The sequence below is a fragment of the Actinomadura sp. NPDC023710 genome (assembly GCF_040639875.1).
Taxonomy (GTDB): Bacteria; Actinomycetota; Actinomycetes; order Streptosporangiales; family Streptosporangiaceae; genus Spirillospora; species Spirillospora citrea.
Window position 1 is genome coordinate 93581 of record NZ_JBFAGB010000008.1, and the last position, 14590, is coordinate 108170.

Annotated in this window: 11 protein-coding genes; 5 read left to right on the forward strand and 6 right to left on the reverse strand. The window is 70.6% G+C overall.

What is annotated here, in order from left to right; genetic code table 11:
- Window positions 1-46 precede the first annotated feature (46 nt).
- On the reverse strand, window positions 47-1228 hold the full coding sequence (locus AB0H37_RS11705) for a M50 family metallopeptidase (protein ID WP_329090303.1): 1182 nt from the start codon (window positions 1226-1228) through the stop codon (window positions 47-49).
- Between the two features lie 101 nt (window positions 1229-1329).
- Between AB0H37_RS11705 and AB0H37_RS11710 the strand changes: the two genes are divergently transcribed.
- The 5 genes from AB0H37_RS11710 (at window position 1330) to AB0H37_RS11730 (ending at window position 8014) form a co-directional block, all read left to right on the forward strand.
- Entirely contained in the window at window positions 1330-2334 is a 1005-nt protein-coding gene (locus AB0H37_RS11710) for a PD-(D/E)XK nuclease family protein (RefSeq protein ID WP_360612331.1), read from the forward strand.
- Between the two features lie 96 nt (window positions 2335-2430).
- Window positions 2431-3654, forward strand: a complete 1224-nt coding sequence (locus AB0H37_RS11715) for a sensor histidine kinase (RefSeq protein ID WP_329090299.1) — start codon at window positions 2431-2433, stop codon at window positions 3652-3654.
- 110 nt (window positions 3655-3764) lie between these two features.
- Window positions 3765-4445, forward strand: coding sequence for a response regulator transcription factor (locus AB0H37_RS11720; RefSeq protein ID WP_179835166.1), 681 nt, complete (start codon window positions 3765-3767; stop codon window positions 4443-4445).
- Window positions 4446-4685: 240 nt separating this feature from the next.
- Window positions 4686-5516 carry an ABC transporter ATP-binding protein gene (locus AB0H37_RS11725; RefSeq protein ID WP_179835167.1) on the forward strand — a complete coding sequence of 277 codons (831 nt, stop codon included), beginning with the start codon at window positions 4686-4688 and terminating at the stop codon, window positions 5514-5516.
- Window positions 5513-8014 (forward strand): ABC transporter permease, encoded by a 2502-nt coding sequence (locus tag AB0H37_RS11730; protein ID WP_360612332.1) that lies wholly within the window; start codon window positions 5513-5515, stop codon window positions 8012-8014. The genes AB0H37_RS11725 and AB0H37_RS11730 overlap by 4 nt, the downstream gene beginning before the upstream one ends.
- An 85-nt stretch (window positions 8015-8099) precedes the next feature.
- Here AB0H37_RS11730 and AB0H37_RS11735 read toward each other — a convergent pair whose 3' ends face one another.
- The 5 genes from AB0H37_RS11735 to AB0H37_RS11755 form a co-directional block, all read right to left on the reverse strand.
- Window positions 8100-9155, reverse strand: coding sequence for an ABC transporter ATP-binding protein (locus AB0H37_RS11735; RefSeq protein WP_329098682.1), 1056 nt, complete (start codon window positions 9153-9155; stop codon window positions 8100-8102).
- A gap of 98 nt (window positions 9156-9253) precedes the next feature.
- Window positions 9254-10321: an ABC transporter ATP-binding protein gene (locus AB0H37_RS11740; RefSeq protein WP_329090293.1), complete on the reverse strand. Its 1068-nt coding sequence runs from the start codon at window positions 10319-10321 to the stop codon at window positions 9254-9256.
- The gene (locus tag AB0H37_RS11745) at window positions 10321-11334 is read right to left on the reverse strand and encodes an ABC transporter permease (RefSeq protein WP_179835170.1); all 1014 of its coding nucleotides are present in this window, start codon (window positions 11332-11334) and stop codon (window positions 10321-10323) included. Before AB0H37_RS11745 ends, AB0H37_RS11740 begins: the two co-directional genes overlap by 1 nt.
- A gap of 105 nt (window positions 11335-11439) precedes the next feature.
- Entirely contained in the window at window positions 11440-13203 is a 1764-nt protein-coding gene (locus tag AB0H37_RS11750) for an ABC transporter substrate-binding protein (protein WP_360612333.1), read from the reverse strand.
- Window positions 13204-13247: 44 nt separating this feature from the next.
- Window positions 13248-14240 carry an ABC transporter permease gene (locus AB0H37_RS11755; protein WP_179835172.1) on the reverse strand — a complete coding sequence of 331 codons (993 nt, stop codon included), beginning with the start codon at window positions 14238-14240 and terminating at the stop codon, window positions 13248-13250.
- Between the last annotated feature and the right edge of the window lie 350 nt (window positions 14241-14590).

The following is a 14590-nucleotide window of genomic DNA, read 5'->3' on the forward strand; positions in this document are numbered from 1 at the left end:
GCGGGCGCGGGCAGGTCGGGCCGCGGCGGCGCCCCGCGGGAGCGGGTCAGATGCCGGCGAAGGCACGGTCGACGTCGGCGACCGCGAGGACGCCGTAGACGCCACCGTCGGGCTCCACGAGAAGGTACTCCGAGGCGGGCGCGCGGCGCAGTGCCTCGACCAGCTCCTCGCCGGACAGGTCGGCGGGCAGGGTGAGGCCGTCGTCGACGCCCCGCGACACGTCGCCCGCGCTGACCCAGGGGCGGCGGTGCTCGGGGGTGGCGGTGACGGCCTTCTCGCTGACGAGGCCGAGGGGCCTTCCGTCGTGGTCGGCGATGACGATGGCGCCGGCCTGGTCCTCGCGGGCGCGGCGGACGGCCTCGGCGAGCGGGACGTCGGCGGTGACGAGGGTGGCGCGGCGGGCGAGGCGGCGCGCGGACAGCAGCGGGATGCGGTCGCGGACGCGCTCGGCGCGGATGGCCTGCGTGGCGCCGACCCAGATGAAGGAGGCGACCAGGGCCGACCACAGCAGGGCGAGCCAGCCGATGCCGCCGCCCTCGCCGGTGTTGTAGGTGGCGAGGTAGGCACCGGCGACGAGGCAGGCGATGGCGACGCCGCGGCCGACCCAGCCGGCGAAGACGCCGCCACTGCGGCTGCGTCCGGTGACCTTCCAGACGACGGCGCGCACGAGGCGGCCGCCGTCCAGCGGGAGGCCGGGCAGCAGGTTGAACAGCCCGACCAGGAGGTTGGCGAAGGTGAGGGCCTCGACGAGCAGCAGCGCGACCTCGGGCAGGGGGACGACGGCGTGGACGAGCAGCCCGAGCCCGGCGAGGACGAGGTTCACCAGCGGCCCGGCGAAGGCGATGAGGAACTCGCGGGCGGGGGTGGGGGCCTCGCGCTCGATGGAGGTCTCCCCGCCGAGGATGTGGAGGGTGACGGATCGGACGGGAAGGCCGAAGGCGCGCGCGGTGACGGCGTGGCTCAGTTCGTGGACGAACACCGAGCCGTAGAGCAGGACGGCGTAGGTGAAGGCGACGAGGTAGCTGAGCGGGGGGCTGACGACGTCGTGGACCTGGCCCTCGAACATGACGGTGACGAGAACCGCGACCAGGAACCAGCTGGGCGAGACGTAGACGGGCACGCCGAACAGGCGGCCCATGAGCAGGCCGGGGCGTGCGGGGCGGTCGTCGTCGGGCCCGGGGCCGCCGGCCGGGGTCCTGTCCTCGGTCGGGGGCGCGCTGTGTGTCACGCCCCCGATGCTACGGCCCCGGCGGCGGTACCGGGCCTCCGCCGGGCGCGCGGCGGCGGGTGCGGGATTTCCGTCGGGGGTGTCACCTACGCTGCTGTGCCATGACGACGACCGAGGCGGGCAGCACCGAGGCGGATGGCATCGGAGCGGGAAGCAGGGCGTCCGTACCGTCCGCGCGCACGGCGGAGGCGGGCGGAGGCGCGGGGGACGCGGCGGTGGTGGTCGGGTCGTTGTCGCCGTCGCGGGCGGGCGATTTCATGACGTGCCCGCTGCTGTACCGGTTCCGGGTGATCGACCGGATCCCGGAGCGGCCGAGCGCCGCGGCCGTGCGGGGGACGCTGGTGCACGCGGTGCTGGAGCGGCTGTTCGACCTGCCGACCGGGGCGCGGACGCCGGCGGCGGCACTGGAGATGCTGGCGCCGGAATGGGACCGGCTGCTGGAGGCCGAGCCGGAGCTGGCCGAGCTGTTCGAGGACGGCGCCGACGGCGAGGCCGAGCACGCCGAGTGGCTGGCGCAGGCACGGCGGATGGTCGAGCGGTACTTCACCCTGGAGGACCCGCGCCGCCTCGAGCCGGCCGAGCGCGAGCTGTTCGTGGAGACGGTGCTCGACTCGGGGCTGAAGCTGCGCGGGTACATCGACCGCGTCGACGTGGCACCCAGCGGCGACGTGCGGATCGTGGACTACAAGACCGGGACGGCTCCGCGGGCCGACTTCGAGGCGCGGGCCCTGTTCCAGATGAAGTTCTACGCGCTGGTGCTGTGGCGGCTTCGCGGCCGGGTGCCGCGGCTGCTGCAGCTGATGTACCTGGGCAACGGCGAGATCCTGCGCTACGAGCCGGACGAGGCCGACCTGCGCGCCACGCAGCGCAAGGTGGAGGCGCTGTGGCAGGCGATCCGGCGGGCGATGGAGACCGGCGAGTGGCGGGCGCGCTCGGGGCGGCTGTGCGACTGGTGCGACCACAAGGAGCGCTGCCCTGAGTTCGGCGGCACTCCCCCGCCGCTGCCCGCGGCGCCCGTGAACCGCCCCTCCCCCGCCGACCTGGAGGAGGCCAGACGGGCCGACCCGCGCGCCGGGGCCGGGGCGCGGGAGCACGACGATCTCTAGTAGCGCCCCCGGCGCGGCCGGGTCATCCTTGGGGAGGACCGCGGATCCGCGTTCAGGAGGGCTCGGGACCTGCCGCGGCCTCCTAGGGTGAGTGTCGTGTCACCCCGCATCCGTGGTCTCCAAGCCGTCCGCGCCTGGCTGCACGCGCGCCCGATGGCGGCCGACGCGTTGCTCGCGCTGGGCGTGCTGGCGGTGGGGCTGCCACAGCTGTTCCTGGAGAGGCTGCCCGCCGGCGACGGCTTCGAGCACTTCCGGTCGCCGGACGTCTGGGACGGGCTGCTGGTCACCGCGGTGACGATGGCGCTGACGTGGCGCCGCCGCCATCCGGTGCCGGTGCTGCTGTTCATCATCGGCGGTGAACTGGTGATGACGCTGGCGCACTACCCGCCGTCGGTGCCGGACGTCGTGGCGTTCCTGATCGCCGTCTACAGCGTGGCGGCGCACCGGGGGCTGGCGCAGAGCGCGCTCGGCGGCGCGACGGCGTTCGCCTACTTCCTCACCTCCCTGCTGGTGCTGCCGATATCGGTGGCGCCGGAGGTGCTGTTCACCGACTGCGCGCTGGTGATCGGCGTGTGGGTGCTGGGCCGCAACCTGCGGCTGCGCCGGGCGTACTTCGCCGAGCTGGAGGACCGGGCGGCCCGGCTGGAGCGGGCGCGCGGCACCGACGCGCGGGCCGCCCGCGTGGAGGAGCGGTCCCGGATCGCGCGGGAGCTGCACGACGTCGTGGCGCACCACGTGAGCGTGATGACGGTGCAGGCGGGCGCCGCGCGGCGGATCATCGACCGGGACCCCGGCAGCGCGCGCGAGGCGATGTCGACGATCGAGGAGGTCGGGCGGACCGCGCTGAGCGAGATGCGGCGGATCGTCGGCGTGCTGCGCACGGACCGCGATCCCGAGCGGGCGGGCCGGGAGCTGGCGCCGCAGCCGGGCCTCGGCGACCTCGGCGAGCTGCTGGAGCACGTGCGGGAGACGGGTCTGTCGGTCCAGCTGTGGATGGAGGGCGAGGCGCGGTCGCCGTCCCCCGGCGTGGACGTGGCGGCGTTCCGGCTGATCCAGGAGGCGCTGACGAACACGCTGAAGCACGCGGGGCCGCAGGCGCGGTCCTGGGTGCGGCTGTACTACGGCGACAGCGACCTGACGGTGGAGATCGAGGACGACGGGCACGGAACGGCGACGTTCATGGCCGACAACGGGGACAATCCGGGGCACGGCCTGGTCGGCATGTACGAGCGGGTCGCGCTGTACGGTGGCGAGTTGAAGATCGGGCCGCGGGTCGGCGGCGGATTCGGCGTGCGGGCCCGGTTCCCGCTGGAGCCGTGAGCCGTGCGAGGCCGTAGGTTGGGGCAGGAGCGCCGCGTCCGCGGCGGTCCGGTGAGGGCGAGGAGCGCAACGATGAACGGTCCGGGACGGCGACCGGCGGGGGCTGCCCGATGACCGCGGTACGGGTGCTGCTCGTCGACGACCAGCCGCTGCTGCGGACGGGTTTCCGGCTCATCCTGGAGGCGGAGGCGGACATCGCCGTCGTCGGGGAGGCCGGCGACGGCGCGGTGGCGGTGGAGCTGACCCGGTCGCTGCTGCCGGACGTGGTGCTGATGGACATCCGGATGCCGGGGGTGGACGGCATCGAGGCGACCCGCCGGATCATCCGTGAGGGCGCGGCCTCGCACGACCCCAGGGTGCTGATCCTGACGACGTTCGACCTGGACGAGTACGTCATCGAGGCGGTCCGGGCGGGCGCCAGCGGGTTCCTGCTCAAGGACTCCCCGCCGGAGGACCTGGTGCAGGCGATCCGCATCGTGGCGGCGGGCGACGCGATCGTGGCGCCGTCGGTGACGCGACGCCTGCTGGACAAGTTCGCCAGCCGGCTGCCTGCCGTCCGGGACGCCTCGCCCCCGCCCGGGCTGGACACCCTGACCGAGCGCGAGCGCGAGGTGCTGTCGCACGTGGCCCGCGGCCAGTCCAACGCCGAGATCGCGGCGGAGCTCGTGGTGAGCGAGACCACGGTGAAGACGCACGTCGGCAACGTCCTGGCCAAGCTCGGCCTGCGCGACCGCGTGCAGGCCGTGGTGTACGCGTACGAGACGGGGCTGAGCAGGCCCGGCCAGAGCTGACGCGCGGGCCGGGGCGCCGGTTTCAGGGTCGTTCCCTGAGGCGCCCCTGGCTTTCGGCGGCGGAGGCCTACTCCGGTAGGACGACGGAGGGCGGGCTTCTCCTGCCGTGGGTGGACGGGCAAGTCCATTCCTGGGGTCCAGGAAACCGCTTTGTTCGACTTCTAGGGTTTTGGGAGTCGGATCGCCGGGGGCACGGCGCGGTCCGGACGCATTCCTGCTCACTCACCCACGGGAGTACACGTGACGAACACCGCCCCATCGACCGCCGGCGCGGAGCACGCGCCCGGGGCGGGCGACTTCGCCGCTCGAACCCAGCAGATCGCGAAGGTGTACGGGCGCGGCGACGCCCAGGTGGTCGCGCTCGACGCGGTCACCGTCGGCATTCCCCGCGGCCGGTTCACCGCGATCATGGGCCCCTCCGGATCCGGCAAGTCCACCCTGATGCACTGCATGGCGGGGCTGGACTCGGTGGACTCCGGACAGGTCCTCATCGGCGACACCGAGCTGACCCGGCTCAAGGACAAGCAGCTCACCCGGCTGCGCCGCGACAAGATCGGCTTCATCTTCCAGGCGTTCAACCTGGTGCCGACCCTGACCGCGCTGGAGAACATCACGCTGCCGATGGACATCGCGGGCCGCAAGGCCGACAAGGAGTGGCTGGACGCGGTGATCGACACGGTGGGGCTGCGGCCGCGGCTCAAGCACCGTCCCACCGAGCTGTCGGGCGGCCAGCAGCAGCGGGTGGCGTGCGCCCGGGCCCTGGCGTCCCGCCCCGAGATCATCTTCGCGGACGAGCCGACCGGGAACCTGGACTCGCGCTCGGGCGCCGAGGTCCTCGGCTTCCTGCGCGACTCGGTGCGGCGGATGGGGCAGACCATCGTGATGGTCACCCACGACCCGTCCGCGGCCGCCTACGCCGACCAGGTGCTGTTCCTGTCCGACGGTCAGATCGTCGACACCATGACCGAGCCGACCGCCGAGCGGGTGCTGGAGCGCATGAAGGGCTTCGACGCCGGCGGCCACAACACCCGTCCCGCGAGCACGCCCGAATCCGGGGTGTCGGCGCGATGATGGGCAAGGTCACGCTCCGCAACCTCGCGGCGCACAAGATCAGGCTGGTGCTGACGGCCGTCGCGGTGATCCTCGGCGTCGCGTTCGTGGCCGGCACACTGATCTTCACCGACAGCATGAACAAGCAGTTCGACGACCTGTTCAGCCGGATCGGCACGAACGTGGCGGTCGACGTGCGGGCCAAGAAGGTCATCGAGGGCGACGACGACGAGATGGCGGCGCAGCCGGTCCCGGCGACCGTGCTGAAGACCCTGCAGGGCATCGACGGCGTCAAGGACCCCAAGGGCAACGTCAACGGGTACGCCGCCGTCGTCGGCAAGGACGGGAAGATCGTCGGGACGGCGCAGGACGGGCCGCCCCAGATCGGAACGAACTGGGCGACGGGCGGGACCTACGACCTGGCGTCGGGCCGCGCCCCGCAGGGGCCGGACGAGGTCGTCATCGACGCCAAGACCGCGGAGAAGGGCAAGCTCGCGGTCGGCGACACCACCCGGGTCATCACCGCCGGGCCGCCCGCCCGCATGCGGATCGTCGGGCTGGTCGACGCCGGGAACCTCATGGGCGCGACCCTCACCGGTTTCGACACCCCGACGGCGCAGCGGCTGATGCTGAAGCCCGGCTACTTCAGCGACATCGAGATGGGCTCCACCGGCCCGTCCCAGAGCGAGCTGCGCGACCGGGTCGCCAAGGCGCTGCCGCAGAACCTGGAGGCCGTCACCGGAGAGAAGCTCCGCGAGGAGTCCAAGAGCGACATCGCCGCGATGATGAGCTTCTTCCGCACGTTCCTGCTCGTGTTCGCGCTCATCTCGATCTTCGTCGGGTCGTTCATCATCTTCAACACGTTCTCGATGCTGGTCGCGCAGCGGACCCGCGAGCTGGCGCTGCTGCGCGCGATCGGCGCGGCCCGCGGCCAGGTGACGCGCGCGGTGATCGGCGAGGCCGTGGCGGTGGGCGTGGTGGGCTCCACCCTCGGCCTCGCGGCCGGCGCCGGCCTGGCCTCCCTGCTGCAGACGCAGATGGGCGACGCCGGGGCCGGCGGGCTGACCTTCACCGCGACCCCGGTGATCTGGGCGTACGCGGTGGGCATCGTGGTGACGGTCGTGTCGGCCTACTTCCCGGCCCGCCGCGCCGCGAAGATCCCGCCGGTGGCGGCGATGCGCGACGACGTCGCGCTCCCCCAGCGGTCGCTGCGGATCCGGATCGCGCTCGGCTCCCTGCTCACCCTCGTGGGCGCGGGCCTCATCGGCGCCGGCCTCGCCGGGAACGGCGGGAACCCGGCGGTGCCGGTGGGCGCGGGCGCGTTCGCGGTCTTCATCGGCGTCGCCATGCTCGCCCCGGTGATCAGCGTGCCGGTCATGAAGGTGCTCGGCGCGCCGTTCGCGCGGCTGATGGGCCCGCCCGGGCGCCTCGCGCGGCAGAACGCCCTGCGCAACCCGCGCCGCACCGCCGCCACCGCCGCCGCGCTGATGATCGGGCTGGCGCTGATCACCACGGTCAACGTGCTGGGCGCGACGATGCGGGCCTCGATCGACGAGCAGGTCGACGCGCAGTTCGGCGCCGACTACCTCGTCGAGGTCCAGGGCGCGGGCGGCATCAGCGCCGAGGCCGCGCAGCAGGTCCGGGCGACGCCCGGGGTGACCGCCGCGTCCCCCACCTACGAGGGCGATGCCAAGATCGAGAACAAGAAGGCGTGGTACATGTCCGGCGACGCGGCGGTGATCGCCAAGGCGGCCAAGCTGAAGATCACCTCCGGTGGCACCGACATCGGCGACGCCGGGATCATGGTGGACGAGGCCACCGCGAAGGACCGCGGCTGGAAGGTCGGGGCGGCGGTCCCGGTGCAGTTCACCGACGGGCGGACCGAGCGGCTGACGCTGACGGGCGTGTACGCCAAGAGCGATCTGATCGGTCCCCGCCTCATCTCCCAGCAGGCGCACCTGCGGCACACGGTGCGGCCGGCCGTGACCGCGGTCGTGGTGGACGCCTCGGCGCCGTCGGCGGCGACGAAGAGCGCGCTGGAGTCGGCACTGAAGGACTACCCGAACCTGAAGGTGTCCGACCAGGCGTCGCTGAAGGCCGACGCCCGCAAGCAGGTCGACGGGTTCGTGACGTTCCTGACGATCCTGCTGGTGATGTCCGTCATCATCGCCGCCGTCGGAGTGATCAACACCCTGGCGCTGTCGGTGATCGAGCGGACCCGGGAGATCGGGCTGCTGCGCGCGATCGGGATCTCCCGGCGGCAGCTGCGCCGCATGATCCGGCTGGAGTCCATCATGATCGCGATCTTCGGCGCGGTGCTCGGCATGGGCATCGGGGTGGCGTTCGGCGCCGCGCTGCAGAATGCCCTCGCGGACAAGGGCCTCGGGGTCCTCGCCGTGCCGTACGGGACCCTGGGGATCTACCTGGTGGTCGCCGCGGTCATCGGTGTGCTGGCCGCCCTCTGGCCGGCGTGGCGCGCGGGCCGCATGGACGTCCTCAAGGCCATCTCCACCGAGTAGCCCCGGGCGTGCGGCCATGAGGAAAGGCCCGGTCCCCCTCGCGGGGGCCGGGCCTTTCCTCATGCGCGGGGCATGCCTGTCGGCGCTACTCCGCGGACTCCGGGTCGTCGGCCGGGGCCGGGGCCACGGCCGGCGTCACCGCGGCCTTGGCGACCGCGTCCGTCGCACTGACCGTGGTGTTCTCCGGGAAGTGGCAGGCGGCCTGGTGTCCGGGGCTGAGCTCCACCAGCGGCGGCTCGACCTGCTTGCAGATGTCCTGCGCCTTCCAGCAGCGGGTGTGGAAGCGGCAGGCGGGCGGCGGGTCGAGCGGGCTCGGCACGTCGCCCTGCAGCCGGATCCGCTTGCGGTCCCCGCGCTCGCTCGGGTCGGGGATCGGCACCGCCGACAGCAGCGCGTTGGTGTAGGGGTGCATGGGCCGCTCGTACAGGTCCGCCCGGTCCGCCAGCTCGACGAGCTTGCCGAGGTACATGACGGCGACGCGGTCGGAGATGTGCCGGACGACCGACAGGTCGTGCGCGATCACCACGTAGGTGAGGTCGAGCTCGTTCTGCAGGTCCTCCAGCAGGTTGACGACCTGCGCCTGCACCGACACGTCCAGCGCCGACACCGGCTCGTCCGCGACGATCAGCTTCGGCTTGAGGGCCAGGGTGCGGGCGATGCCGATGCGCTGCCGCTGACCGCCGGAGAACTCGTGCGGGTAGCGGTTGTAGTGCTCGGGGTTGAGCCCGACCAGCTCCAGGATCTCCTGGACGGCCTTCTTGACGCCCTGCTTGGCCTCGAGGTTCTGCAGCCGGAAGGGAGCCCCGACGATCGCGCCGACCGTCTTGCGCGGGTTCAGCGACGAGTACGGGTCCTGGAAGATCATCTGGATGTCCCGGCGGAGCGGCCGGAGCCGCCCCTGCGACATCGAGGTGATGTCCTGGCCCTCGAAAGTGATCTTGCCGAAGCTGGGGTCCAGCAGCCGCATGATCATCCGGCCGGTGGTGGACTTGCCGCAGCCCGACTCGCCCACCAGCCCGAGCGTCTCGCCCTTGCGCACCGAGAACGACACGCCGTCGACGGCCTTCACCGCCGCGACCTGCCGGCGCAGCAGCCCCGCGGTGACGGGGAAGTGCTTGCCGAGGTTCTCCACCTCCAGCAGCGGCTCGCCGTCCCGCGCGGGGCGGGTCTCCGCGGCCGTACGGGTCTCGTCGGCCGGGGTCTTCGTTGTGTTCACAGTCTCGTTCCCACCCGTGCTCGTCACAGCTTCGCCCGGATCTCGTCGTTCCAGATCTGCCGCTTCTTCTCCAGCGGGAGATGGCACGCCGCCTTGTGGCCGGGTTCGGCCTCGACCAGCGCGGGCCGCTCGGTCGTGCTCTTGTCCCCGTTGAGGTCACTGTAGGGGCAGCGCGGATGGAACGCGCACCCCGACGGCACGTTGATCAGGCTCGGCGGCGATCCCTCGATCGGCATCAGCCGCTCCGAGCGCTCCCGGTCCAGCCTCGGCATCGAACCGAGCAGCCCCCAGGTGTAGGGGTGCAGCGGGTTGTGGAAGGCGTCGTCGACGGAGGCGTACTCCACCGCGCGGCCCGCGTACATCACCAGGATGTCGTCGGACAGCTCGGCGACCACCCCGAGGTCGTGGGTGATCATGATGACGGCGGAGTTGAACTCCTGCTGCAGGTCCCGGATCAGGTCCAGGATCTGCGCCTGGACGGTCACGTCCAGCGCCGTGGTCGGCTCGTCGGCGATCAGCAGCTCGGGGTCGCAGGACAGCGCCATCGCGATCATCGCGCGCTGCCGCATACCGCCGGAGAACTGGTGCGGGTAGTCGTCCACCCGCTTGTCCGGCCTGGGGATGCCGACCTTGCCGAGCATGTCGATGGCGTGCTTGCGGGCCACCGACTTGGACACGTCGTTGTGCACCCGGTAGGCCTCGATGATCTGGTTGCCGACCGTGTAGAAGGGGTGCATCGACGACAGCGGGTCCTGGAAGATCATCGCCATGTCGCGGCCGCGGAGCCGGCGCACCTCGGACTGCGGGGCGCCGACGATCTCCTTGCCGTCCAGCCAGATCTCCCCGGACACGTCGGCGTTGCGCCGGTTGTGCAGGCCGAGGATGCCGAGGCTGGTCACGCTCTTGCCGGAGCCCGACTCGCCCACGATGCCGAGCGTACGGCCGCGCTCCAGCTGGAATGACAGCCCGTCGACGGACTTGACCAGGCCGTCGTCCGTCGGGAAGTGGATCTTGAGGTCGCGGACCTCGAGGAACGCGCTCGGAGCGTCGCCGGTGCCCGCGGTGTCCGCGGCGGGCGCGGTGCCGGTCATCAGCCCAGCCTCACTCTCGGGTCGACGATCGCGTACAGCATGTCGACGATCAGGTTGATCACGATGATGGAGGCCGCCGTGAGCAGCGTCACGCCGAGCACCATGGGCAGGTCGCCGCCCCTGATCGAACTGATCGCCAGCTGGCCCAGTCCCGGGATTCCGAAGGTGTTCTCGGTCAGGACGGCCCCGCCGAGCAGCAGGCCGAGGTCGAGGCCGAAGATGGTGAGGATCGGCGTCAGCGAGGCGCGCAGCGCGTGCTTGGTGACGACCGTCCTCTCCAGCAGGCCCTTCGCGCGGGCTGTGCGGATGTAGTCCTCGTTCATCGTTTCCAGCATGCCCGCTCTGGTGAGCCGCGCGTACATCGCGGCGTAGAGGAACGCGAGCGTGATCCAGGGCAGCACCAACGCCTCGAACCACTTCACCGGATTCGAGGTGATCGGAATGTAGCTGCCGCCGCCCGGGAAGATCTTCAGGCTGTAGGAGAACACGGCGAGGGAGACCAGGCCGGTGAAGTAGATGGGCAGCGACACGCCGGCCAAGGCGACGATCATCGCCCCCCGGTCCCAGACCGAGCCTCTGCGCAGCGCCGACACCACACCGGTGGCGATGCCGGCGACGAGCCAGACGAGGGCGGCGCCCAGTGCCAGCGACAGGGTGGCCGGGGCGCGGTCCACCAGCGTGTCCAGCACCGGCTGGCTGCTCCGGAACGAGTAACCGAGGCACGGCGCCGGGCAGTGGTCGGTCACGGGGCCGGCCTTGTAGTCCTTGCCGACCACGATGGCCTTGACGTAGTTGCCGTACTGCACCACGACCGGCTTGTCGAGGCCGAGCCGCTCCTTGGTGTCCTGGATCGCCTCGACGGTCGGCGCCTTACCGACGTAGGCCGCCGCGATCTGGTCGGTCGTCTGCCCCGCGATCTTGGGCAGCCAGAAGAAGATGCCGAAGGTCACCATGCTGACCAGCAGCAACATGACGACGGCACCGATGAGGCGCCGGATTATGTATGCGAACACATTGCTCGGCCCACCCGCCGGCCGGGCGGGACCTGTGGGTCCCGGACCGGCCGGCGGGCGTCGCCTTCACCTGCCTTCAGCTGGACGCACGGACGAAGCGGAGTGTCACTCCACGCCCATGTTGAGGTAGTCGTACATTCCGCCGTAGTAGTAAGTGATGCCCGCGTTGGTCACACGCTTCGGCCGGTACATCAGGGCCTTGGCGTAGATCAGCGGGACCTCGGCGGCGGTCCCCATGACCGCCTTGTCGACCTCACCGTAGGCCTTCAGACGGGCCGCCTTGTCCGGGTTGGCGATCGCGTCGTTGAGCCCCTGGTTGACCTTCGGGTCGTCGAGCTCGGCGAGGTTGTTGCCGCCGGACGGCTTGATCGCCTGACCGTGCACGATCTGCGAGAGGAAGCCGTAGCCGGTGTTCCAGTCGGCCGCCCACGCCATGATCATCATGCCGATGCCGTGGTCGTGGACGTACTTCGGCGCGCCGACGTACTTGTTGAAGTAGTCACCGGCCGGGAACTGGACGATGCTGACCTTGATGCCGACCTTGGCGAGGCTCTGCTGGATCGCCTCGGCCATCGCGACTTCCTTCGGCCGGTCCGACCGCGCCGAGATCTTGCTGGTGAAGCCGTCCGGCTTGCCGCACGCCTGCAGTTCCGACTTGGCCTTGGCGAGCGTGGCCTGGTCGAGGCCACCGCTCTCGGCCTGCTTCTGCGGGTACAGGTCGAACTTGGAGTAGCCGTCCACCGACGGGGGCAGGACGGTGGTGGCGATGTCGCCACCGGCCAGCGGGCCTCCGTAGGCGGTCTGCGCGGCGACCTTGTCGGTCGCGTACTGCACGGCGAGCCGGCAGTGGATGTTGTCGAGCGGCTTGACGTGCACGTTCAGCGACATGAACCGCAGGAAGCCCTGGACCGGGTTGTCCACGTACGGCTTCTGCTCGGGCGTCAGCACCTTCGGCTGCGTCCCCGACTGGACGCCGACGCCGGTGATGTCCATGTCCAGCGAGCCGGCCAGCAGCCGCTGGTCGATGTCGTCCGCGTTCTGCTTGATCTGGACTTCGATCTTGTCCGGCAGCGCCTTGCGGAGCGGGTCGGTGCTCTGGTTCCAGTTCGGGTTGCGCGACAGCGACATCGACTTGCCGCGCGTGTAGTTGTCGATCTTGTACGGCCCGCTGGAGACGATCGCGGACTCGTACTTCGTGCCGGTGTCCTTGGCCTTCGGCACGGGGATGGACTGCGACATCGCGACCAGGTAGTCGAACTCCTGGAACGGCTCGTTCAGGTGGAACACGATCGTCTGGTCGTCGGGGGTCTCGATGGACTTCAGACCCTCGTCGCTCTTGTCGTCGTACGGGCCCTTGTAGGCGGGCTTGTTGTCGACGAGGTACTGCTTGAAGTACTTCGGCCCGAGCTGCAGCTCCTTGGTGTAGTTGCTGCGCTCGATCGCGTACTTGACGTCCTTGGACGTGACCGTGGTGCCGTCGTCGTACTTGACGCCGGTCCGCAGCTTGTACGTCCAGGTCTTGCCGCCGTCGCTGGACTGGCCCATGTCGGTGGCCAGGTCAGGGACGATCTCAAGGCTCTCCTTGCCCGCCGCCGCCTTGGCCGTGGTCAGGCCGCGGCCGTAGAGACGGGCGAAGTTCTGGGAGAACGCGTAGTAGGTGTTGCCGGGGTCCGGCGAGTCCCAGTCGTCGGAGTCGGCCAGCTTGAGCGTGCCGCCCTTCTTGTCCGACTTGTTGACGACCTCGTTCACACCGGCGTTGTACCCGGGTCCGCTCCCCGAGCCCCCGGATTCACCGCCGCCGCAGGCGGCGAGCCCAGCGGCCACGACCACACCGGCCGCGAAGACCGCTATCGGTCTCATCTTGTTCATGTGCAGGCGCACCCCTTCAATTAGACGGGTCGGTTGAACCCGAGTCACTTGGCCCGAGGGTCGAGAGCGTCCCGCAGCCCGTCACCGAAGAGGTTGAAGGCGAGGACGGTGATGAAGATGGCCATACCAGGGATGATCATGTACGCGGGGTCCGAGGAGTAGATCGGTACCGCGAGCGTCAGCATGGCGCCCCAGGAGGGCGTCGGCGGGATCACTCCGACGCCGAGGAACGACAGCGCCGCCTCGAACAGGATGTTGGTCGGGATCAGCAGGGTCGAGTAGACCAGGATCGGGGCGACCAGGTTCGGCAGGATCTCCTTGAAGAGCACGTAGGAGTTGCGGGCTCCCAGGCTGCGCGCGGCGTCGACGAACTCGCGCTCGCGCAGCGACAGCGTCTGGCCGCGGATGATGCGGCCGATGTAGGGCCAGTTGAAGAAGCCGATGACCACGACCAGCACCGAGATCCGCAGCCCGTTGCCGTTCAGCCCGAACGCGCCGTCGGAGACGACGCCGACCAGCGCGATCGCGAACAGCAGCAGGGGGAAGGCCAGGAAGGCGTCCATGGCCCGGCTGATCAGGTAGTCGACCCAGCCGCCGAAGTAGCCGGCGACGATGCCGGCGACCGTCCCGATGACCACCGACAGCAGGGTGGCAAGGAACGACACCAGGAGCGAGATCCGGGCGCCGTGCACGATGCGGGCCAGCAGGTCGCGGCCGGTGCCGGGCTCCACGCCCAGCCAGTGGTCGCCGCTGATGCCCGTGTGCCAGATCCCGGACTTCGGCCGGTTGTAGGTCGGGTCGATCAGGTTCTGGTGGTACGTCAGCGGGTCCTGCACGAAGTACGGGCCGAAGATCGCGATCAGGATGAGCACGAAGACGATGACGGCGCCGCTGAGAGCGATCTTGTCCCGCTTCAGCCGCATCCAAGCGATCTGCCCGAGTGAGCGTCCCTGGATCTTCTTCCTGTCGACGCCGGCGAGAACCGCCTCCGGTTGTGCCTCGCTGTCGGACCCGGTCACCTCTAGGGGTGCGGCCACGCTCGATACCTCCTACCGTCCGGCCACTGGTTCGGCCATGCCGCCGGCGAGTGACCGGCGGTCGCGGAGATCATCCGCTGCCCCCGTGCCCGTTACGCCGCGTTTGCTGAAGGGAAACGTAGTCCTTCGGGCACGACTGTCCATCCGTGAAGCGTCCTTAGGAAGTACCCGTATCTGACTTGTGATCTCGTCGTCATCTGGGGAACACGCGTCCGCGTACCACTTCGGACAAATCGCCCGAATAGTACGTTCGGTGAGGACCGGACAGGCAACTCGGGAGGGGTCTGGAACGGCAAGCTTTACCGTACTGAGTCCGATCTGAGACTGATCGTCCGCAGGTCAGGGCCGGG

Bases quoted from the DNA above. Each gene is read 5' to 3' on its own strand.
- AB0H37_RS11740 (WP_329090293.1), bottom strand. From the start codon at position 10,321: ATGACCGGCACCGCGCCCGCCGCGGACACCGCGGGCACCGGCGACGCT.
- AB0H37_RS11710 (WP_360612331.1), top strand. From the start codon at position 1,330: ATGACGACGACCGAGGCGGGCAGCACCGAGGCGGATGGCATCGGAGCG.
- AB0H37_RS11720 (WP_179835166.1), top strand. From the start codon at position 3,765: ATGACCGCGGTACGGGTGCTGCTCGTCGACGACCAGCCGCTGCTGCGG.
- AB0H37_RS11730 (WP_360612332.1), top strand. From the start codon at position 5,513: ATGATGGGCAAGGTCACGCTCCGCAACCTCGCGGCGCACAAGATCAGG.
- AB0H37_RS11750 (WP_360612333.1), bottom strand. From the start codon at position 13,203: ATGAACAAGATGAGACCGATAGCGGTCTTCGCGGCCGGTGTGGTCGTG.